Here is a 22491-nt window from a genome sequence, read left to right on the forward strand (position 1 = left end):
AACATTCATGGCATGGACCGAGCGAAGAGCCGCGGTCTGGGGCGCATGCAAGAGCAAGCAACATGGACGGCCATTGTCCAAAATCTAAAACGTCTATGCCGATTCAAAGCCAAATCTCCCAAAACGGGTCACTCCGTATGCACTAATGTAAACTTCACGGGCACAGCGTATCCTTCAACTTGCTTGGCATTTACACATTTCAATGTTTTTCTTTAACTGGCTCGTCAGAAAGTCAATACCAAAAACTGATTTTTCACCACACTTTTAGAGGAAGGCCAAGAGCTGGACAAGGTACTCAATATCTTTATCCGTGTTAACAGCGGCGGCACACAACTAAGTTACTCCGACCTTCTACTATCCATCGCTACTGCACAATGGAAAGAACGTGATGCACGTGAAACCATAACTCAGTTCGTGGATGAGATTAACGAGTACGGTGATACATTTGATTTTAATAAAGATTTGGTCCTTAAAACTTGCCTGGTGCTTTGCGACTTCCCGGATATTGCGTTCAAGGTGGACAACTTTAATGCAAGTAATATGAGGAAGATTGAAGAAGAATGGGATAATATCGCCAACGCCATACGAACAACAGTGGAGCTACTCGCGAGCTTCGGGTTTAATTATAAAACCTTAACTGCCAATTACGTTGTTATTCCAGTAGCTTACTATCTTTATAAAAAAGGTATCCCGAAGAACTACGTCGAATCATCCGCTTATCGGAATGAACGCGATCAAATTAAAAAATTTGTTCTTATTTCGCTTATAAAGCAGATCTTTGGTGGCCAGCCAGACAGTGTACTCCGCCCTATCAGAGAGATTATTAAAGGCAGTCCTGATGCATTCCCACTTGATTCCATAAAGGCGGATCTTAGGGTATCAAATAAAAATTACAAGTTCGATGAAGAAGAAATTGGGGATTTGCTTTACACTAAGTATGGTGGTAAGTATGCCTTCTCGCTCCTTTCACTTCTTTATCCTAGCCTGGACTATCGCAATACATTTCATCAGGATCACATTTTCCCGCGCAGCCTTATTTCATCCAAAACGAAGTTGCGTAAAAAGGGTATTCCAGAGGATAAGATCCAGTTTTATCTCGACAACTACGATTATATTGGTAATCTGCAGCTGCTTGAAGGGGTTCCTAATCAAGAAAAGTCAGATGCTGAATTTGAGAAGTGGCTATCTAAAGAATACCCTCAACCTCAAGATAAAGCTGACTATATGAAAAAGCATTATATCCCTGACGGGGTATCGCTCACTCTCGATAATTTTTAGAAATTTTTTGAAGAGCGTGAGGAACTCATTTTCAACAAGTTCAAATCAATCCTGATTGATTAACTTCAAAAGGCCGATCATAGACATCCGCCTTTGTCTAGTTATAACATATATTTTCTTGTCTACAATTGATCTACAAACTGGGGATATAAAAGGTAAAGCCCGCTCATTGAGCGGGCTTATTGTTGAAGACGAACCATGTATCCGGATTTTTGAGAAAGTTGCTTAGATTAGCCCTTCTCACCGGTTATTGTAATTCCTCTACTAACACAATCTTTGCCTCATATTCCAAGTATGTAAAATATCCTTTTTCGAAAAGTGTCCTTAATACAGCTTTTACCTTTTCCTGGTTATCAATTCTACTACCGATACCTCATCCTCTTCTACTTGAAATTTTAACCGTTCATATTTTTCACGCATAACCGTTAAAAGGTTTAGTTCTTTCTCCTTAAGCTCGGTAAGTTCTTTAAAAGTAAATGAAATAATAGCCTTTTGTTTCCTACAGTAAATTTTCTTCCGCCTTCCTTCAGCGTCCTTCCATCCATCCCCTGCAATTTTTTTTCGAGAAAAGAATATTCCTATATAAACCGCAATTAATATCATAACCTGACCAGCAGACGATCAATCGTTTCCATGATGGTTTGACGAATTCGACCGAGCAAATCGCCGATTTCCGTAAATGAGTGTCCTTCCAGACGCAGGCGGACGGCTAGAATCCTTTCATACAAACGCTTATCCGTTGTATCTTTCATCGCTGCATTCAATCGCTTGATTTCTTCGTTCTTCATTTTTATCGCCACCTCGGCTTCGTTGTTACATTTCATTACCCGATTTGGCGATTGATGTAGCATTGATGGTTTATTAATTGCGTTCTATATAGATTTACATTATGTGAATCCAGTAAGTCGCCGACTTTTTGAACTTGCCCAACGTCAATTGAAGCTTTTTGATTTTTACATTCCGAGATAATATTAAGTCCTATTTCTTTAAGAAATGGATGAAACCCCGCGAGGAAATTCAATGTTACTTTGTGATCAATTTGGTTGCTTTCAATTCTTAAATCATGAACTACCTCAACACATTTTAATCTATTAAGTAGATAAGTTGCTAAATGTTCAAGTCGTTTTCCTTTTTCATCATTTCTTTCCCTAGGCCATTTAAAGGTTTCTTCTACTGCAGCCAGCATTTGATCATACTGTTCATCTAGGGGCCAACAAAACTCTGTATCTCCGAAGTTCTTTAGAAGATCAGGATTGTTTAGATATTATTTTAGTGAGTCAAGGCTCATGATTTCACCATTCCCTGCTCACTGGGTTCTTTAATAATATCAAAGACAAGTATAAGATTATGGATATTTTCACCCAGGCTATACGTTTCACCATTGTTGTGACAGACACTCTCTAACTCAATTTGAGAAATGTCGTTATATCTTTTCAGTGCAATAAGGACAAAAGAAGATATATTGTTTCTTTAGAACTTTTTTCTCAGCTGCATAGATCATTAGAATTTGTGCTTGTGATGGATCAGACTGACAGTCACTTACAAATTGAGAGGCACGAAGGCCTCTCCGCTGTGTCCAATCCCTTTTTCCAAGCCAATAATCAAATTTAATTATTGTCTCCAGGTGGAGGGAGTACTCTTTGCTTATATCCATTAATTCCGGATAATACATGGCGAATTTCTTCCTCCTCCCTAAATCCCCAGAATGTTATCCCAAAGAAACCATCAAAATACTGAATAGTTGTACTAAAGTTACCATCCTCTTCTTCATCATTTGGCGTCCACGTGTATTCGAGTTTGTTAATTTCCCCGACCTCATTTACAATTGCCTGGAGACCATAATGAGAAGTAGCGTTATATATTGGCAGGTCATTTGACGTTTCTACAACAGCCGTACCATCAAAGACCCGATGCTTTTTTACCCATCCAGTTCTTTCAGTCTGCTGTATGCCAAATTGCCTGATTAATAGTCCTTCCATTAAGGAGGAGAATTTCCCACTAACCTCTTCCACAGTAAACTTATCGATACCGAGAATTGGCAGTTGCTTTTTAAGCATGTCAGTAAGATCAGGCTTAAAAAGATCAAGTTTGCCTTTAATCAACTCATCATCGAGTTTTGTATCCTCTTCCTACATCAGGTAAAGTGCCTTTGAAATCCATGAATTGTCTTCGAAGGTTAATCCAAATATCGCGGAAATAAGTCTTTTTGTATTCTTCAGCAACATCTTGGAAAGATCCCTTTTTTGCATGGCCAAGCTTATGCAATTTTTTTGTTGGCTCAATCCAAACAGATAGTTGCCCATTGTTCAAATCAATTTCAACATATACATAGAAGTTAATTGGAGTCCAAGTGATAACGTCATTATCTTCATCCAATTCCCTAAGCTGTCCCAATTGCACAAAACCGAACTCCAGAGCGTTTACAATTTCATCGTCATGTCTTACATTAAACATGATCATCGTTGGTTCTAAAGGTTTATCTGTATCTTCTAAAGAACCTAACTTTTCCTTGAGCCGACTGACTTGTACGATTTGTTCAATTTCATTTTTGCTTCTTAATCGCCCTATTGACCGTAACTCAAAAATAAAAACGTTTTTATTTCCCGATATATACCATCTGTTAATCCATTTAACAAACGCAGAATGTGGAATTTTTTCCGCTGTCACCTCATCGTCTTTTACTAAAGTGTCAAGAATTTTTCGTCGGCGATAGCCTTACTACTCCCACCTGTTAATCCAAATTGTCTGAGGAAGTTTTTCAACGGTTTCCCTTCAATTAACTGAAGTATTTCCTCATGTTTATCATGAATAAACAATTTATATCCCTCTTCTTCATCTATATATTTTACCCGTCAGTGGGAAATAAATAACCTATCTGTCACAAGATTTCTAAAGGGTTTCTGTTATTATTATCTAACAACCTTGGAAATTTGTCATGAGAAATCTTAGAACGTCATTAATGAAACTTTTCGTGCCTATGATTTTTGTAGACAATTCGTCTACAACATTTTCAATAATAAACCTTAAATAATATTATCGTCTACAATTCGTCTACAATTTTGACCTTTTAAAAGGTAAAAACCCGCTCAATGAGCGGGTTTTTAGTATGGAGACGAGGGGAGTCGAACCCCTGTCCGAAGATAACGCCACACAGGCTTCTACGGGTGTAGTCACGGTTTTGATGTCACCCGAGCGCCGCGCCGTAACCCGCTGCGCGTTGGGTCAGCCTGATTGTCTTCTTCCGTCCGACCCCAGGCGGAGACCGAACGGCGTATCCCACTAAGGTTGAGCCCCTATCCTAGCACATGGGCGATGCTAAGCAGGAGCACGCTCACAGGTTATTAAGCTGCGAAAGCGTAGGTTTGTTGTTGTTTGCCATTTAATTGGCTTTAGCGTTGATGAAGCGGACGCGTCCCCGCTACCCGCGACCCATGCTCGAACTATCCCCGTCGAATCCAAGAACGTCCCCGCATAGGCGGGCCCTCGCTAGAGGGCCCTTAATTGATTCCGTAAAAGGTTATGGTAAAAAACTTACCTGCTGCTTATGCCACGAACCGATCTCACTGTCGCTAATCGGTATCGTGTTGTGATCAACAGTGCGTTTTTTCTTACAAGATCTCGATGCCTAATTAGTATAACATACTTTCATTCAAAAAGAAGCAGGACTTCATGGAAATCATGAAGCGAACTGCCACCGCAGGCAGATCCTGCTTAGCGGGCCACCTTCTGCTTCTCGCGCAGCGCGCGCTGAATGTCCCGCTGGGCATCCCGTTTGGCTGCCGTATCGCGCTTGTCGTACTGCTTCTTGCCTTTACCCAGGCCAATCAACAGCTTGGCGTAGCCGTTGCGGATGTAAATCTTCAGCGGCACCAACGTGTATCCTTCCTGCTTGGCGAGACCAAGAAGCTTGTTAATCTCGGGTTTCTTCAGAAGAAGCTTGCGCGCTCGCGTCGGATCGCTCGGATTGAACCGGTTGCCCTGTTCGAACGGGCTGATATGCATATTATGAATGAACGCTTCGCCGTTACGAATCAGCGCGAACGCATCGCCGATGTTGGCCCGGCCGTTGCGCAGCGACTTGATCTCCGTGCCGGTCAGCACGAGCCCGCATTCATACGTTTCCTCGATAAAATAATCGTGGGACGCCTTTTTATTTTGCGCCAATACTTTACTATCGCTCTTCTTCGTGCTCATCTTCCGCGGAACGCCTCCTTCCGGACAGCCTTATCCCACAATAAGGGATGGAGTCCATTGTACCAAACTCCATCCCCTGAAATCAAGAGCGCACGCGCAGCAGGCACGTATAAAATGCACGAAGCGGCGGCTTAGCGCTTCACGACTTTTTTGCGCTTCTTCTTCGGCCGGGTGCCGCCGCCGAAGCTGATGCCAGTTCCGCCGACCTCGCCGGCGGGCCGTGCAGCCTCCATGGCGCGCGACTTGGCCGCGCCCGGTCCCTTGCCGCGGGCCGGGCTTCCACCACCCGCAGCGCGGCCCTTGGCGGCGCGTTCCCCGCGCCCCGGACGACCACCGCCTGCGGCGGCAGGGCGCCTTGCGGCTGCCCCGCCTTCGCGGGCAGTGCGGCCCGGCCGCCCGCCCGGCTTGCTCTTGCGCACGTTGTTCAGCGCGTCGACCAAGCTGACCTTCTGCTTCCGCGGCTTCATATCCACCATCTCAAAATCGATGGTGCGTTCATCCATATTGACGCGCGCCACGCGCACCTTAACCTCATCACCAAGGCGATAAATGCGCGAGGTGCGCTCGCCGATCAGCGCATGCTGCGCTTCGTGGAAATGATAATAATCGTCCGTCAGATCGGATAGACGGATAAGCCCTTCGACGGTGTTGCCCAGCTCCACGAAGATACCGAAGCTCGTTACGCTGCTGATAATGCCGTCGAACTCTTCGCCGACTTTGTCCAGCATGTACTCCGCCTTCTTGAGCGCTTCCGTCTCCCGCTCCGAATCGACCGCGACGCGTTCCCGGTCCGATGACTGCTTGGCGATGTCGTCCATCCGCGATGCCAAATATTCATGCCTTGCATCGCTTAGTAGACCACCGCTTTCGAGCACCTCGCGAATAACGCGATGGATGATAAGGTCGGGATAACGCCGGATCGGCGACGTGAAATGCGAGTAGTATTCCGCCGCCAGCCCGTAATGGCCAAGGCTCTGCGAATCGTACATCGCTTTTTTCATCGAACGCAGCATGACGGTGCTGATGACCGTCTCTTCCTTGGTGCCGCGAATCTCCTCCAGCAGCGTTTGCAGCGCCCGCGGATGGACCGTATTGCCTTTGCCGCGCACGACATAGCCGAAGTTAGTAATAAACTCCATGAAATGCTGCAGCTTCTCCGCATCCGGATCTTCATGGACCCGGTACAGGAACGGCACCTTGAGCCAGTAAAAATGTTCGGCGACGGTTTCGTTCGCCGCGAGCATAAATTCCTCGATAATCATCTCGGCGACGGTCCGGTCCCTCTTGATGATATCGGTCGGCTTGCCGTCTTCGTCGACCAGGATTTTCGACTCGATAAAATCAAAATCGATCGCGCCGCGCTTCATCCGCTTGCTGCGCAGCTTCATCGCCAGCTCTTCCATGGTCCGGAAGTCATCCATCAGGTAGGCGTACTTTTCCGCGATCTCCGGCTCCGCTTCGCCGGCCAGCAGCAGGCGTACGTTTTTATACGTCATACGCTCGCTCGTCTTAATGACCGAAGTAAATATATCGTGCCGCACGACATTCATTTGCGGGTCGAATTCCATCTCACAGGACATCGTCAACCGGTCCACCTGCGGGTTCAACGAGCATATGCCGTTGGACAACCGGTGGGGCAGCATCGGGATCACCCGATCGACCAAGTAGACGCTGCAGCCGCGATTATATGCTTCCTGGTCCAGTGCGGAGTCCTCGCGCACGTAATAACTGACGTCAGCAATATGAACGCCTAGCACGTAGTTCCCGTTGGACAGCCGTTCGACATTGACCGCGTCGTCCAAATCTTTGGCATCTTCACCGTCGATGGTGACGATCCGTTTGCCGCGCAAATCGCGGCGCCCTTCCAGCTCCTCGGGGCTGATCGTATCCGGCGCTTCCGACGCTTCCTCCATCACATCGTCGGGAAATTCTTCAGGCAGCCCATGTTTGCGGATGATGGACAAGATATCGACACCCGGGTCGTTTTTATGTCCCAAAATCTCGATAACTTCCCCTTGCGCCGCGGCGCGGCCTTCAGGATATGAAACGATTTTGACGACGACTTTATGCCCGTCCATCGCTCCGTTGAAAGCATCCTTCGGCACAAACACATCCCGCACAACCCGTTTGTCATCGGGAATGACGAAGGCATACTCGTCATGGGACTGGAACAATCCGACGATCTCCGTATTGCCCCGGCTTACGACGCGAACGACTTCCCCTTCCATCCGGCCGCCGGCTGTGCTTTTGGAGTTGATGCGAACCAGGATGATATCACCATTCATGGCCGTTGCCATATCATTGGCGTGAATATATACATCCGGATGATCCCGGTCTTCGGGTATAAGAAAACCGAAGCCTTTGGCATGCGCCTGCAGCTTGCCGCGGATCAAATTCATTCGCTCGGGGACACCGTAGCGTTCATTGCGCGTGCGCAAAATGAGCCCCTCATTCTCGAGCTCGTTGAGCAGCTTCAAAAATTGTTTGAACTCCTGGGCATCGCTAATATCGAACTGCCTTTCGAGCTCTTGGTACGTCATCGGCTTGTATGCCGTTTCTTTCATAAAATCAATTAATTCTTCACGTGTGATCATCATGCTCACCTGCCTCTTCTTCTATAACGTATGGCGATTATCGCTGCCGCGGTCTAGTCCCCTGTCCCCATCACAACCACCAAAGTCCGTGGTGAAAAAGGCACTGTTTTATCATTGTACCCGTTTTAGCCGCTTTTGAATAACGAAACCGGCCAAACGCCCCTTCATTTTTTAAATTTCGATGTTCGTCGAGATTCATGGCCGTAGGTCTTCCCATTTTATCCATAGACTTGCGATTTGCGAAAGGGGGATTCTCCACCGTAAAGCGTCAGACCGCACAAACGCTGTATCCTGCCCTATGTCAAGCGTAACCATCGGGGTTGGATTTGAGACAACAAGCTGCAGCATGGTATATGGCATCGTTCCGGCCGAAATGGCTATGTATAAGAAAAGCGTATGATCGAAGCCCTACAAAAGAAACCATCGAATGCTCGCATGTGAAGCAAACCATATAGAGACCATACGAAAAAAGACAGCAGGAGCATCATTCTCCTGCTGTCTTTCTTTTATATTAAGCCGCTTTTACGAAATAAGCTACCACGAGAGACAAAACAAAGAACACGACTGCCAGCGCCATCGTAAGACGAGACAAAAACAGTTCCAGTCCTCTCGCCTTCTGCTTTCCGAACAGATGCTCCGCTCCCCCGGAGATGGCACCGGATAAACCCGCGCTCTTGCCTGGCTGCAGCAGCACAGCCGCAATCAAACCAAGCGATGCGATGACCAATATGATCTTAAGTACAACTTCCATATTTCCACCTCCTGCAAGCTTGAAACAATCTTGTCCGAAAATAGACAGTATGAGTATTATAGCATAAAAAAAAAGGGCTGACAAATCCGAACCCGGATCATCAGCCCCTCGGTTATCACGTTTTAAGCAATGCCGATCGATTTCAAATACTCGATGCTCATCTGCACCGACTCCAGCGCCGGCCTCTGGCAGCGATCCTGCTCTACGATATAGTACTCGACGCCGGCTTCTTCCGCCACCTCGAAGATCGGCTTGTAATCGATAATGCCGTGTCCGACCTCGGCAAACGTCCCTTCCGCATCATCGGCCATATCCTTCACATGAATTAGCGGCGCCCGGCCTTTGTAGGACAGTAAGTATGCTTTCGGGTCATAACCGCCCTTTTTCACCCAATACAAGTCCAGTTCCGCCTTCATCAGGTCGCTGCTGACCGACTGATACATACGGTCCAGGATCGGCCTCCCGGTTGAAGCCGTCTGAAATTCGAACGCATGATTATGGTAAGCGAATTGAAGGCCGCTGCGCTTTACTTCTTCGCCGATCCGGGCGAACTTCTCCATCAGCCGCTGAAAGCTCTCCTCTTCTTGGAGCAGCTTCTCGTCAAGCCAAGGGCAAACTATATATTTCGCTCCGATCTCAAGACTGTATTCGATCTGCTGATGAAGCTCATTATCCAGAAGCTGAAGCCCGACATGACTTGAAGGAGCGGCGAGCCCGAGATCGCCGAGCACCTGCTTCATCTCCTTGGCCGGGATGCCGCCGTAGCCTGCAAATTCGACAGCCCGATATCCAAGCTCCGCCACCTTGCGCAGCGTGCCGATAAAATCATGCTTTGTCTCTTCCCGAAGCGTATAAAGCTGCAGCCCTACCGGAATGTTCGCCATAGTACCTCTCCTTTATTCATCATACTGAGTCTGATATCGCTGAGGGCGGCTCGATGGTTTCTTCCCGCCCAAGAAATGTCCGATCGCCCGAACCGCGCACCATAGCGCAAAGAGCGTGAAGATCAAGGCCCATCCGATCGCTGGAATCGGCGTCGCAAGGCTGAGATTCGTCGCATCGCCGGCTTTGGCCGGATCGTCCCAGGTATACAAAATGAGCGAGAACGGCCCGAACACGGATTCCTCCAGTGTGAGGAACGCCAGCAGCAAATAATACAAATCCATGAGCCACTTCGGCATAAAGGCGAGCATCAGCACGTTAAGAATGACGAAGCCGAGCAGCCACATGACCCCGAACTCGTTGCGTACGAAAAAGACAAGCGACACAATGGCAATGACCGTCATGACCTGCAGGCCAAGCCGCTGCCTGCCGCGAGACCGCTGCTTGAACAGAAACAGCGCAAACAAAGAAGCGGTCGTATACCCCGCCAGCGCAATCGGAATGAGACTCCATCGAGACGTCACCTGCGAGTAGGTTACCCCACTGTGATTGGCGAACAGCTCGATCTTCATCACATTGCCGGACAGCAGCAAGGTTACCACCGCATGGCCAAACTCATGAATTGTCGTGTCGAGATTGCGAAAAAAATCGCTGAAGGGAATCAAATGGGTTAAAAAAGCCGATACCACGAGAAACAGTATTGTCTTTATCATATGATCCCCTCCGGGAGGAGTCAGGCTTTGAACTGCGTTGATGGCTCTCGGCTCGGCTGCGGGTCAGCGGGATTTGCCTCCGGTCGCTCTTGAAAACGGGTTCTCTATGAAAATTACCTGTCGGTAACAACCCGTTTTCAAAGGCGACACGTAAACTCTTCCGGCAAACCTCTGCCCTTCGCCTTTCGGCTCATCAAAAGGTCAAATGCCTGACAAATATATTAATGAAAAACGATTATTTAAAGTTTTTCAAGTTGTAGAATGCCGTTTTGCCGCCGTATTGAGCGACGCCGCCCAGTTGGTCTTCGATGCGGAGCAATTGGTTGTACTTCGCTACGCGGTCCGTACGGGACGGAGCGCCGGTTTTGATTTGGCCGGCATTTGTAGCAACGGCGATGTCGGCAATCGTGCTGTCTTCGCTTTCACCGGAACGGTGGGAAATAACCGCCGTGTAACCTGCGCGCTTCGCCATTTCGATCGCGTCGAACGTCTCGGTCAGTGTACCGATTTGGTTCACTTTAACGAGGATCGAGTTGCCGATGCCGCCTTCGATCCCTTGGGACAAACGGTTCGTGTTCGTTACGAACAAGTCGTCGCCCACGAGCTGTACTTTGCTGCCGAGCTTGTCGGTAAGCAGCTTCCAGCCTTCCCAGTCGTCTTCGGAGCAGCCGTCTTCGATCGTGATGATCGGGTATTTTTCCACCCAAGAAGCGAGGAAATCAACGAATTCAGCGGATGTGAACGATTTGCCTTCGCCTTCGAGATGGTATTTGCCGTCTTTGTAAAACTCTGTGGACGCAACGTCCATACCGAGGAATACGTCAACTCCCGGCTTGTAGCCTGCGCGCTCGATCGCGGTAATGATCGTTTGGATCGCTTCTTCGTTGGAGCCCAGGTTCGGTGCGAAACCGCCCTCGTCGCCTACAGCCGTGTTCAAGCCTTTTTCCTTCAGTACCGCTTTCAGGCTGTGGAAAATTTCCGTGCCTGTGCGAAGCGCTTCTTTGAATGTAGGAGCGCCTACTGGCAATACCATGAACTCTTGTACGTCTACGTTGTTGTCCGCATGCGCGCCGCCGTTGATGATGTTCATCATCGGAACCGGAAGTGTTTTGGAGTTGAAACCCCCGAGATATACGTAGAGCGGAACGTCCAGTGCTTCAGCCGCTGCGCGGGCAACCGCCATGGAAACGGCCAGGATCGCGTTCGCGCCCAGTTTGGCTTTGTTCGGCGTGCCGTCGAGCTCGATCATGCGCTTGTCGATGCCCACTTGATCCAGCGAATTCATGCCGATAATTTCCGGAGCGATGATGTCGTTTACGTTCTCAACAGCTTTCAGAACGCCTTTGCCCAGGTAACGGGATTTGTCGCCGTCACGAAGCTCAACTGCTTCGTAAGCGCCGGTGGAGGCGCCGGAAGGCACGATCGCGCGGCCGCGTGCGCCGGATTCCAAATATACTTCTACTTCGACTGTCGGGTTACCGCGGGAGTCGAGAACTTCGCGAGCGTAAACGTTAGAGATTACAGTCATTGTCAGATACACTCCTTATTTGTTTTTATTAAGATCGTCGAAAAATCTATTTGCCTGCAAGCAGCGACTTGCCGGTCATTTCCTGCGGCTGGGCCACACCGAGCAGCTCCAGCATCGTAGGGGCGATATCCGCCAAAATGCCATCGTTTCTTAGTGTAGCATGTTTGCGTGTCAATATAAATGGCACAGGGTTCGTCGTATGCGCCGTATTGCGGGTACCGTCCGGATTGGTCACAACGTCCGCGTTGCCGTGGTCGGCCGTGATCAGTGCGACCCCTCCTTTGGCAAGAACGGCTTCCACCACTTTACCGAGGCAATCGTCCGTCGCTTCCACGGCCTTGATCGTCGGTTCCAGCAAGCCGGAATGTCCGACCATGTCCGGATTGGCGAAGTTCAGGATAATGACGTCCTGGCGCTCGGCCTCGATTTCTTTGACTGCAGCTTCCGCAACTTCGTATGCGCTCATCTCCGGCTGCAGATCGTAGGTTGCAACCTTCGGCGAATTGATCAGAATGCGGGTTTCACCCGGCAATTCCACATCCCGGCCGCCGCTGAAGAAGAACGTCACGTGCGGATATTTTTCCGTTTCGGCAATGCGGAGCTGCTTCAGGTTGTTTTGCACAAGCACTTCGCCGAGCGTATTATCGAGGTTTTTCGGTTTATACGCGACATAGCCGCCAACCGTTTCGCTGAACAGCGTCAAGCAGACGTAGTACAAGTCCTTCGGCGCTTTGTCGCCGCGGTCGAAGCCGCGGAAGTCGCTGTTCGTGAACACTTGCGATAGCTGAATGGCTCGGTCCGGACGGAAGTTGAAGAAGACGACCGCATCGCCGGACTCCACCAAGCCAACCGGTGTGCCGTCAGCTTTCGTAATGACCGTTGGCATGACGAATTCGTCGAATACCGAGCGTTCATACGATTCTTTGATCGCAGCCATCGGATCTTGATACTGCGGCCCTTCGCCGTAAACCATCGCGCGGTACGATTTTTCCGTACGCTCCCAGCGCTTGTCACGGTCCATCGCATAATAGCGGCCCTGCACGGTTGCAATCCGGCCGGTGCCGATCTCTGCGATTTTGGCTTGCAGCTCTTCCATATACTTCACGGCACTGTCCGGCGCAACATCGCGGCCGTCCAGGAACGCATGAATGTATACTTCCTCAAACTGCTCCCGCTTGCATACTTCCAGAAGCGCGAACAAATGCGCGATATGGCTATGTACGCCGCCGTCGGACAGCAGTCCGTACAAGTGAAGCTTCTTGCCGTTCTCCTTCGCATAGCGAATGGCGCCAAGAATCGTCTCATTCTCGAAAAACTCGCCTTCGCGGATCGACTTGGAAATCCGGGTCAAATCTTGATATACGGTACGACCCGCACCGATATTCAGGTGGCCGACCTCCGAGTTGCCCATTTGCCCTTCCGGCAGCCCTACGGCTTCGCCGCAAGCGGTCAGCGTCGTATTCGGATATTCCGCCCAATACCGGTCATAGTTCGGCTTCTTCGCCTGCGCCACCGCGTTGCCTTGGGTGTCGCCGCGAAGGCCGAAGCCGTCAAGAATGATGAGTGCTACCGGTTTCGGTCTGGACATCTTACTTGGCCCCCTCAACCAGCGCGATGTAGGATGCAGGCTCCAGGCTGGCGCCGCCTACAAGCGCGCCGTCGATATCCGGCTGCTGCATGTATTCGCCGATATTGTTCGGCTTGACGCTGCCGCCGTACTGGATGCGAATCGCTTCCGCCGTGCCGGCGCCGTACAAGCCCGCGATCAATTCGCGGATGTAGCTGATCACTTCGTTGGCATCGTCTGCAGTCGACGATTTGCCTGTTCCGATCGCCCAGATCGGCTCGTACGCGATGACCACTTGGGCCGCTTGCTCTGCGCTCAGACCGGCAAAAGCCGCTTCCGTTTGCACTTTGCATACGTCCTTCGTTTGCCCCGCTTCCCGCTCTTCCAGCTTTTCGCCCACGCACAAGATCGGTGTCAAGCCGTGCTTGAACGCCGCTTGCACTTTCTTGTTGACGATTTCGTCCGTTTCCAGGAAGTAAGCGCGGCGCTCGGAGTGGCCGATGATAACGTACTCCACGCCAAGATCCTTCAGCATCACGCCGCTGATTTCGCCGGTGAACGCGCCGCTGTCTTCGAAGTGAAGGTTTTGTGCGCCGACTTTGAGCGCCGTTCCTTTGACCGCTTCAACAAGCGCAGGGAGATTCGTGTAAGGCGCGCAAATGACGCTGTCGACGCCGTCTACTTCCGCTTTGCCTTTGACTTCATTTACGAAGGACACCGCTTCCTGTACGGTTTTGAACATTTTCCAGTTGCCTGCAATGATCGGTTTACGCATAATCCGTTCGCCTCCTTATTTATCGTTCAGTGCAACGACGCCCGGAAGCGCCTTGCCTTCCATAAACTCAAGGGATGCTCCGCCACCGGTGGAAATATGATCCATTTTGTCAGCCAAATGGAACTTTTCAACCGCTGCAGCCGAATCGCCGCCGCCGATGACAGTGTAACCCGACGTAGCTGCGCAAGCTTCCGCTACCGCCTTCGTTCCGTTTGCATACGGCTCAAGCTCGAATACGCCCATCGGCCCGTTCCATACGACCAGCTTGGAATTTTGAATCGTCTCTGCATACATCTCGCGCGTTTTCGGCCCGATGTCGAATGCTTCCCAATCCGCCGGAATGGAATCGACCGGCACGACTTTCGTATTGGCCGTTGCACTGAAAGCATCGCCGACTACGACGTCAACCGGCAAGAGGAAATTGACTCCCTTCTCCTGCGCGCGGCGCTCGAACTGCTGTACAAGCTCCAGACGATCGTTATCCACGAGCGATTTGCCGATCTCCAGTCCTCTGGACTTGAAGAACGTATAGGACAAGCCGCCGCCGATGATGATGTTGTCGGCGATTTCGATCAGCTTCTCGATGACCGCAATTTTGTCTTTCACTTTCGCGCCGCCGACGATTGCCGTGAACGGACGGTCCGGGTTGTTGAGCGCCTTGCCCAACACTTCCAGCTCTTTCTCCATCAGCAGGCCGGATACGGCTGGCAAATGATGCGCGATGCCTTCGGTCGAAGCGTGTGCGCGGTGAGCGGCGCCGAACGCGTCGTTGACGTACAGGTCAGCCAGCTCCGCAAATGCTTTGGCCAGCTCCGAATCATTCTTCTCTTCGCCATCATAGAACCGAACATTCTCAAGCAGCAGCACGTCGCCGTCCTTCAGTTCCGCAACTTTCGCTTTAACCGCGTCGCCGATCGCTTCGTCCGCTTTGGCTACCGGGCTGCCGAGCAATTCGGACAAACGCGCCGCTACCGGCGTCAGACGCAGCTCTTCGACGACTTGTCCTTTGGGACGACCCAGGTGGCTCGCCAAAATCACTTTCGCGCCGCGCTCCGTCAAATACTTGATTGTCGGAACCGCCCCGCGAATCCGCGTATCGTCGGTAATTGCGCCGTTATCGAGCGGTACATTGAAATCTACGCGAACAAACACTTTTTTGCCGCTTACTTCTACGTCACGAACGCTTTTCTTGTTCATCGATCGTCGCCTCCTGAATGGTTGTTCACTCTTATGCTTCTATCCGAACACACAAAAATTGTGGGCATAAGCACGGTTCATGCTGAAATGCACCTCGCGCGCCGCCTGCGCCTACCCGGGCCAGGAAAGACATTCAGCCATTTGCCGATGCTCTTCCGGGACCTTCGAGTACACGCCAGCAGAGTGCCGCGAGGTGCGTTTCAAACACTACAAGCTCATTTCCACAATTTTAAATTACAGACCTTTTTTAGCGATGTAAGCGGCCAGGTTCACAACACGGTTGGAGTAGCCCCACTCGTTGTCGTACCAGGAAACGACTTTCACCATGTTGTCGCCGACAACCATCGTGGACAGTGCGTCGATTGTGGAAGAAGCCGGATCTCCGTTGAAGTCGCTGGATACGAGCGGCTCTTCAGTGTAGTTCAAGATGCCTTTCAGCGGGCCGTTCGCCGCTTCTCTCAGCGCAGCGTTAATTTCGTCAACGGTTACGTTCACTTTCAACTCAGCAACGAGGTCCGTTACGGAAACGTTCGGCGTAGGCACGCGGAAAGACATGCCGTTCAATTTGCCTTTCAGTTCAGGCAACACGAGGGAAACGGCTTTAGCAGCACCTGTCGTGGATGGAATGATGTTTTCTGCTGCGGCGCGGGCACGACGCAAGTCTTTATGCGGCAAGTCCAGAACGGATTGGTCGTTTGTGTAGGAGTGAACAGTCGTCATCATCCCTTTTACGATACCGAACTTGTCGTTGAGCACTTTGGCGAAAGGAGCCAAGCAGTTCGTCGTGCAAGAAGCGTTGGAAATAATAGTATGAGCAGCCGGATCGTATTTGTCTTCGTTTACGCCCATAACGATCGTGATGTCTTCGTTGGTAGCCGGTGCGGAGATGATAACTTTTTTCGCGCCGCCTTTCAAGTGAAGCTCAGCTTTTTCCTTCGCTGTGAAGATCCCTGTGGATTCAACAACGATTTCAACGCCGTTTGCGCCCCATGGCAGGTTTTCCGGATTGCGCTCAGCAAATACTTTTACGGTCTTGCCGTTAACGATCAAAGCGCCTTCGGTGAATTCTACCGTAGCGTCGAGCTTGCCATGCGTCGTGTCATATTTGAGCAGGTGCGCAAGTGTGCTTACGTCCGTCAAGTCGTTGATTGCTACAACTTCAACTTCCGAGTTGTTCAGCGCTGCCCGGAATACGTTACGACCGATACGTCCAAAACCGTTAATACCAATTTTCGTTGCCATGATTGTGTTCCTCCCAGAATGATAGTTTTTGTCTGCCCGTTCCGGCGTTAGGCACGCCGTCCGCTGCAGCTTGTTGGCTCGGTTCGTGCAGGCATTGCCTGCGCCAAAGGATACCAACTATTTCAAGACAGGCATTTGGCCTGTCATGATGACAATCTTTGCACGATCTCCAGCGCCGCCGCCTCGTCCGTGACGAGCACATTCTCATGACCGTGACGCAGCACCGAAGTAATCGCTTCGCCCTTGCTCTTGCCGCCGGCGATGCCGATGACCATATCCATTTCGTGAATGTCCTCGATCCGAAGTCCCACGGTCGGCATCTTCTGCAAAATGTGGCCCTGCCTGTCGAAGTAATACCCAAACGCCTCTGCAAGCGCTCCGTCGCGCCGCAAGCTTTCCGTCGTCTCCGGGTCTACCTTGCGCCGTCTGGCCATCACCATAGCTTCCCCGATCCCGTGAACGACCATCCGCGCTCTGCGGATGAATTGGATAATCTCGGCAATGCTCTGATCCTGCATCAGCGACTGGTACGCTTCTTCGCCAAGATAATACGGAACGTGCAGCAGCCTGTAGCTTGCTCCGGTTTTCTTCGCCATCGTCGAAGCGATCGTATTCGCCTCCAGCTCCACGCTTTCCCCGAGTCCACCCCGCGCCGGTACGAACCAGCAGCCCTTGAGCGGCGTCGTTGCGGTCATATGGTAGGCGACCTCAGCCAGCGTCGATCCTCCCGTTACGGCGATAACTTCATCCTCTGCGATCAGCTTGCGCAGCACGACGGCGCCGGCGCGTCCAAGCTCCTTCTTCGTATGAGGAGAGACATCCGAATCGCCCGGTACGATAACGACCTGCTTCAGACCGTAATACGAACGGATTCGCTCTTCCAGCTCGGTAAGGCCGAATAAATCCTTCACCAGCGGCTCAATGGAATCAAGCAGCTGCCGGCCGGCCGGACTGATCCGCATCCCGGACGACTCCACCTCGATGAGGCCCTGCTCCTTCAAAAAATCCACTTCCGCGCGAAGGATGCGTTCCGTCGTGTTAAGCGAAACGGCCAGCGATCGCCTGCCTACCGATCCGGACACGAAAATGTAGTGCAGAATCGTATAGCGTTTCTTCATCGTATCCATTAAATCCGGAAGAAGCTGTTTTTGAATATCGAGAATTTCTCTCACAAGCTCACTCCCTCCTAAATCATGGACACTTTTTGTCCCGGTATAACATTTTAAGTCCCACAAGTTTCAAAAAAAGTCGCTAAGCTGTTCACTTAGCTGTCACTATTATAAACCAATTTTCGCCATGCTTCAAGTATTCAACATTCGATTTACGCTACTTTTGCATTGGAAATGTTTGTTCAAAAAAAATGCAGCCAGGCAGTTGCAATCCTTCCGTATATCGGATATAATCAATTTTGCTGTCACCGATAAATAATTCAAGCAAGACGTTGACGCAATCATCATATGCGCCCGTGGTCCAATGGATATGACGTAGGCCTCCGGAGCCTGAGATTAAGGTTCGATTCCTTACGGGCGCGCCATTTAATAAATAACCGAATCAGTGGAAGCACTGATTTTTTTCATGTTCTCGTTTGACCTTTCTTGACCTTTGTTTGTTTTTCCGATATGATGGATATAGTTTAAAATAAAGGAGGCTGCAGCAAATGAGTTTTATTCCAATGGTAGTCGAACCGGACGCAAGAGGGGAACGCGCCTACGATATTTACTCGCGTCTGCTTAAGGACCGCATTATTTTTCTGGGAAGTCCGATCAACGACGTTGTAGCCAATACGATTATTGCGCAACTGTTGTTCCTGGCCGCGCAGGACCCGGACAAGGACATCAGCTTGTATATCAACAGCCCCGGCGGCTCCATCACTTCGGGCATGGCGATCTACGACACGATGCAGTTCATCAAGCCGGACGTATCGACGATTTGCGTCGGGATGGCCGCTTCCATGGGCGCTTTCCTGCTCGCAGCGGGCGCCAAAGGCAAACGCTTCGCGCTCCCGAACAGCGAAGTGATGATCCACCAGCCGCTCGGCGGCGCGGAAGGACAGGCGAGCGACATCGAAATTCGCGCCAAGCGGATTTTGAAATTACGCGACAAGCTGAATACGATTCTTGCTGAGCGCACCGGCCAATCGTTCGAACGCATCGAGAAGGATACGGACCGCGATAACTTCATGACTGCCGAAGAGGCGCGTCAATACGGCTTGATCGATAACGTAATCGAGCGTATTTAACGGTATAAGCAGCGCAAGCCCTGCAGCGGTACTATTCAACCGATGCAGGGCTTTTTGCATGCCCGCACGCACGAAATGAAACGGACGACAAAGACTCCCCTTCCGCAGCCTGTACGAGGCTGATGGAAAGAGGAGTCTTTGTCTTTGGGCCAATCCCGCTGCTTTATTGCGCCCGATCGTCGAGCGGATAAAAGATCAACTCGATCGGGAAAGCCGAGCCGGCCGGCGGGCTGAATTCGATGTCGAGCGCGTCTTCCTTGCCCGTCGTTTTCGCAAGAATCTGCATCCCGTCGAACGCCGTAATGACGCCGGATTCCGGAACCAGCCGGATGTCACCGTTAATTTTGAACGGCCCTTTGAACACGCCGCCCTTCGCCATGATCATGACTGCCATTTTCCTTGGCTTATCGGCATGAATTTTATAAATGACGCCATAATTGCCGTCGTTCTTCACTTCCATCTTGCGCATCGGGTCATAGCCCGGCTGGAACGGGTCGGTCTTGCCGTCGCCGATAATGAGCCGGCTTGGCGTCGTGAACGAGCTGGCGTCGATCTGCCAGTTAACCTGCGATACCGGGAACGAACCGCGCACGTGGCCGGTGAACGGCAGCAGCGGCAGCGTCAATGAGCTCTGACTCACTTCGCCAGTCGCGACGAACGAAAACTGAATTTTGCCGCTTGTCTCCACGTCATAGAACAAATTCACGCCTTGCCCGGGGTAAAAGTCCGGGAACTGCTTATAAATAAACGTCTGGTTCGGCGGAACGGTCAACGTTTCTTCCAGCGGATCGCCGAGCAGGAAGTCGACCGTCGCTTCACTGCCGATCAGATTCGCGTACACCGACGGCCATACTTCGCCCTTGTTCGTCGTTTTGATCGTGACCGGCTGATTGGTCGTATTCTTCGCGAGAATCGCCAGGGTGACCTTTTCCGTCGTCCCGTTGATGTGATCCGCGTACAGCCTTCCCTTCCCTTCCACATCGTCCTGGTACAAGATCCCCTTCTCTGTGAACTCCTCCGGGCTGTCGCTGACGAGGAGCTTGCGGGAGCGATCTTCCGTCGCGGTCTTCGGCAGCTGCGGCAGCTCCCAGAAATTTCCCCAAATGGTGCTCCAATCGGTCGTAATGAACGATCCGACCGGCTTCATGAAGATCGGATATTCAATCGCGCTCAAGTAGGTATCGTTCGAGATCACCAGATTGCGCGTGTACGACTCGCTCTTATTGCCATGAATGTCCTGTACCGTCAGTGTAATCGGATATGTACCCGGCACGAAGTAAGCTTCCTGACGGCCTGTCCACTCGTACTTGATTGTTCCCTCCGCATCCGGATCGTAGCTAAGATCTACAAACTTCACCGGCTCGCCCAATTTGTAGGTTGGCTTCGCAAAGGTGAACTTTGCGACCGGCTTCGAATTGCCGCTCTTCGGATTGTAGATGCCTTGCGGCGGCTTCGTATAAATGACATCCACGCGCCGAAGCTCGTTATTGTACGTATATTTTGCCCCCATATAATCGGCGAGCCAGGTCAGCTTGATCATCAGCCGGCCGTTCACGATTGCGGCGACATCGTCGAACTTTTGCCAGTAACCGTTGATCCATACCGACTTATTGTCGCTGTCGAGCAAGATGTTGTTCGTCGGGGTTATCATCTCGATCATCCGCGTCTTCTCATTCCACTCCACTTTCATACCGAACGCGTCGCCCAAAAACTTCGCCGGCACGAATGTCTTATCTTTCAGGATCGTTGCTGGAGCGTCCAGCGTCACCTGCTGGCCGTTCAAGAAGGCATCGGGCTTATCGAGATACAACAGCACATAGGTTGTCCCGGAGGACATAGGCGCTTCCTGTTTCGCCGCCGTCGCGATCGGTTCCATCCCGAAGGCTAGCAGCATACTCATGACCATTACCATGGTCAGTTCTTTCTTCATCGATCTCATCTCACTGCTCCTCTTCCATTCTGCCGCTCTCTAGGTGTACCCGCCAACAGAAAAAACCTTTTATCCGCTTAACGCATACGTCTTAATAGACGCGCCGCACGATAAAAGGTTGCGCATTTCCTGCCTTTGCAAATCGTTCCAAACCAAAGGAAAAAGCTTCCTTGCGGAAGCCGTCCGAAGTGACTATTGGTTCTCCAATTCCTCTTTGCTAACCAATGCGACTAAAGCGTTTACAGCCTGCTCGGCGTCCGATCCTTCTGCACTAATGTGTACTTCCGTGCCGGTACTGATCGCCAGACTCATGATCCCCATGATGCTTTTGGCGTTCACTTTCTTCTCGTCCTTCTCCACGAAAATTTCGGAAGAAAACTTGTTCGCTTCTTGCACGAAAAGTGCAGCCGGTCTGGCATGAAGGCCTGTTTTCAATTTGACGACTACTGGGCGTCTCGACATGCAACCAATACCCCCTAAAATCTTTGAATTAATCCAAACATAGTGATCAGGCTTATGCCCCAATTGTAATTGAACCACCACGGATAAACGTACTCGGACTTACTGAGCAAATAAAAAAAGCGATTTATCATCCATTATAGCATTTTTCGGCTGATTTCACTAGAAATATTGAGAATTTACACAAAAAATCTATATTTTCGCTGCGAAGCCTACGATTTTCGGAGTTTCTCCGCCATTTCATCGATTTTGCGCAGCCTGTGATTCACCCCGGACTTGCTGACATTGCCCTTCAGCATTTCGCCGACCTCGCTCAAATTCATATCCGGATGCTGAAGGCGAATCTCCGCAACTTCCCGCAGTTTGTCGGGCAAATTATCCAATCCGATCTCTTTTTGGAGAAGACGGATATTATCGATTTGCCGAACGGCGGCACCGATCGTCTTGTTCAAGTTGGCGGTTTCGCAATTGACGAGCCGGTTGACCGAATTGCGCATATCCTTCATGATCCGGACATCCTCGAATCGCAGCAGCGCTTGATGCGCCCCGATCAGGTTGAGAAACTCAATGATTTTCTCCCCCTCCTTGATATAGAGGACAAAACCTTTCTTCCGCTCGATACAGCGCGCATTCAAATCAAACTCGCCCGCCAGCCGGCAAAGCGCCTGGCAATGCTCCTCGTACATCGAATAAATTTCCAAATGATACGAAGATCCCTCCGGGTTGTTGACGGACCCGCCAGCTAGGAAAGCGCCTCTCAAATAAGCGCGTTTACAGCAGCTCTTGCGGATGATGGCCGGGGCGATCCCCGGGGTAAACAGAAAGCCATCGGAAACGATATGCAGCTTCGATAAAATCGGCTGCACCTGATTCGGGACGCGAACGATATAAACGTTGTTTTTTTTCAGCCGCATTTTTTTGCGAACCAGCAGCTCGGTATGCACTTGGAACTTCTTTTTTAACAGCGAATAGATGCGTCTGGCAATGGCCGCATTTTCGGTCGATATATCAAGCACGATCTTCTGGCTGTTCAGCTGTACGGCACCGTTCATGCGAATGAGCGAAGAAAGCTCCGCCATCTCGCAGCAGCTGTCGGTATCGACCATCGTAAGTTCCTTTTTCGTCTGGGCGGCGAAGGACAT

The 22491-nt window shown here is 50.6% G+C and carries 21 protein-coding genes, 1 tRNA gene and 1 other RNA gene; 3 read left to right on the forward strand and 20 right to left on the reverse strand.

The features are described from left to right. Positions 1 to 414 precede the first annotated feature (414 nt). Complete coding sequence (locus tag KXG62_RS28185) at positions 415 to 1278, forward strand: hypothetical protein (protein ID WP_218095369.1); 864 nt, start codon at positions 415 to 417, stop codon at positions 1276 to 1278. A 336-nt stretch (positions 1279 to 1614) separates the two neighbouring features. On the opposite strand, the gene KXG62_RS28190 is transcribed toward KXG62_RS28185, so the two are convergent. From KXG62_RS28190 to KXG62_RS28270, 17 genes are all read right to left on the reverse strand, one after another. Continuing rightward, complete coding sequence (locus tag KXG62_RS28190) at positions 1615 to 1881, reverse strand: hypothetical protein (RefSeq protein WP_218095370.1); 267 nt, start codon at positions 1879 to 1881, stop codon at positions 1615 to 1617. Next, positions 1878 to 2066, reverse strand: coding sequence for a helix-turn-helix domain-containing protein (locus KXG62_RS28195; RefSeq protein WP_218095371.1), 189 nt, complete (start codon positions 2064 to 2066; stop codon positions 1878 to 1880). Before KXG62_RS28195 ends, KXG62_RS28190 begins: the two co-directional genes overlap by 4 nt. A gap of 35 nt (positions 2067 to 2101) precedes the next feature. After that, positions 2102 to 2464: a hypothetical protein gene (locus KXG62_RS28200; RefSeq protein ID WP_218095372.1), complete on the reverse strand. Its 363-nt coding sequence runs from the start codon at positions 2462 to 2464 to the stop codon at positions 2102 to 2104. Positions 2465 to 2885: 421 nt separating this feature from the next. Further along, on the reverse strand, positions 2886 to 3380 hold the full coding sequence (locus tag KXG62_RS28205; RefSeq protein WP_218095373.1) for a hypothetical protein: 495 nt from the start codon (positions 3378 to 3380) through the stop codon (positions 2886 to 2888). A gap of 4 nt (positions 3381 to 3384) precedes the next feature. Continuing rightward, entirely contained in the window at positions 3385 to 3945 is a 561-nt protein-coding gene (locus KXG62_RS28210) for a hypothetical protein (protein WP_218095374.1), read from the reverse strand. A 437-nt stretch (positions 3946 to 4382) separates the two neighbouring features. Continuing rightward, positions 4383 to 4747, reverse strand: a transfer-messenger RNA (tmRNA) gene (ssrA, locus tag KXG62_RS28215). Between the two features lie 242 nt (positions 4748 to 4989). Beyond that, complete coding sequence (gene smpB, locus KXG62_RS28220) at positions 4990 to 5472, reverse strand: SsrA-binding protein SmpB (protein ID WP_218095375.1); 483 nt, start codon at positions 5470 to 5472, stop codon at positions 4990 to 4992. 131 nt (positions 5473 to 5603) lie between these two features. Beyond that, entirely contained in the window at positions 5604 to 8066 is a 2463-nt protein-coding gene (gene rnr, locus KXG62_RS28225; protein ID WP_218095412.1) for a ribonuclease R, read from the reverse strand. A 511-nt stretch (positions 8067 to 8577) separates the two neighbouring features. Beyond that, a complete protein-coding gene (gene secG, locus KXG62_RS28230; RefSeq protein ID WP_218095376.1) occupies positions 8578 to 8817 on the reverse strand; it encodes a preprotein translocase subunit SecG in 240 nt (79 codons plus the stop codon). Between the two features lie 122 nt (positions 8818 to 8939). Next, on the reverse strand, positions 8940 to 9701 hold the full coding sequence (locus KXG62_RS28235; protein WP_218095377.1) for a sugar phosphate isomerase/epimerase family protein: 762 nt from the start codon (positions 9699 to 9701) through the stop codon (positions 8940 to 8942). A 12-nt stretch (positions 9702 to 9713) separates the two neighbouring features. Then, positions 9714 to 10412 (reverse strand): M50 family metallopeptidase, encoded by a 699-nt coding sequence (locus tag KXG62_RS28240; protein WP_218095378.1) that lies wholly within the window; start codon positions 10410 to 10412, stop codon positions 9714 to 9716. 235 nt (positions 10413 to 10647) lie between these two features. Further along, complete coding sequence (eno, locus tag KXG62_RS28245) at positions 10648 to 11940, reverse strand: phosphopyruvate hydratase (RefSeq protein WP_218095379.1); 1293 nt, start codon at positions 11938 to 11940, stop codon at positions 10648 to 10650. Positions 11941 to 11986: 46 nt separating this feature from the next. Beyond that, a complete protein-coding gene (gpmI, locus tag KXG62_RS28250) occupies positions 11987 to 13528 on the reverse strand; it encodes a 2,3-bisphosphoglycerate-independent phosphoglycerate mutase (protein ID WP_218095380.1) in 1542 nt (513 codons plus the stop codon). A gap of 1 nt (position 13529) precedes the next feature. Then, complete coding sequence (tpiA, locus tag KXG62_RS28255) at positions 13530 to 14282, reverse strand: triose-phosphate isomerase (protein ID WP_218095381.1); 753 nt, start codon at positions 14280 to 14282, stop codon at positions 13530 to 13532. A gap of 15 nt (positions 14283 to 14297) precedes the next feature. Then, complete coding sequence (locus KXG62_RS28260) at positions 14298 to 15479, reverse strand: phosphoglycerate kinase (protein ID WP_218095382.1); 1182 nt, start codon at positions 15477 to 15479, stop codon at positions 14298 to 14300. Between the two features lie 234 nt (positions 15480 to 15713). Continuing rightward, on the reverse strand, positions 15714 to 16721 hold the full coding sequence (gene gap, locus KXG62_RS28265; protein WP_218095383.1) for a type I glyceraldehyde-3-phosphate dehydrogenase: 1008 nt from the start codon (positions 16719 to 16721) through the stop codon (positions 15714 to 15716). A gap of 143 nt (positions 16722 to 16864) precedes the next feature. Beyond that, positions 16865 to 17893, reverse strand: a complete 1029-nt coding sequence (locus KXG62_RS28270) for a sugar-binding transcriptional regulator (protein WP_218095384.1) — start codon at positions 17891 to 17893, stop codon at positions 16865 to 16867. A 287-nt stretch (positions 17894 to 18180) separates the two neighbouring features. On the opposite strand from KXG62_RS28270, the gene KXG62_RS28275 reads away from it, so the two are divergent. Continuing rightward, positions 18181 to 18255: transfer RNA gene (locus KXG62_RS28275), tRNA-Arg, on the forward strand. A 123-nt stretch (positions 18256 to 18378) separates the two neighbouring features. Continuing rightward, on the forward strand, positions 18379 to 18960 hold the full coding sequence (clpP, locus tag KXG62_RS28280; protein WP_218095385.1) for an ATP-dependent Clp endopeptidase proteolytic subunit ClpP: 582 nt from the start codon (positions 18379 to 18381) through the stop codon (positions 18958 to 18960). Between the two features lie 163 nt (positions 18961 to 19123). On the opposite strand, the gene KXG62_RS28285 is transcribed toward clpP, so the two are convergent. The 3 genes from KXG62_RS28285 to whiA all read right to left on the reverse strand — a co-directional run bounded on the left by KXG62_RS28285 (position 19124) and on the right by whiA (position 22491). Further along, positions 19124 to 20899: a stalk domain-containing protein gene (locus KXG62_RS28285; RefSeq protein ID WP_218095386.1), complete on the reverse strand. Its 1776-nt coding sequence runs from the start codon at positions 20897 to 20899 to the stop codon at positions 19124 to 19126. Between the two features lie 183 nt (positions 20900 to 21082). Then, positions 21083 to 21352: an HPr family phosphocarrier protein gene (locus KXG62_RS28290; protein ID WP_054819201.1), complete on the reverse strand. Its 270-nt coding sequence runs from the start codon at positions 21350 to 21352 to the stop codon at positions 21083 to 21085. Positions 21353 to 21561: 209 nt separating this feature from the next. Beyond that, a complete protein-coding gene (gene whiA / locus KXG62_RS28295) occupies positions 21562 to 22491 on the reverse strand; it encodes a DNA-binding protein WhiA (RefSeq protein ID WP_218095387.1) in 930 nt (309 codons plus the stop codon).

It is taken from the genome of Paenibacillus solanacearum, assembly GCF_910593845.1.
Classification (GTDB): Bacteria; Bacillota; Bacilli; order Paenibacillales; family NBRC-103111; genus Paenibacillus_G; species Paenibacillus_G solanacearum.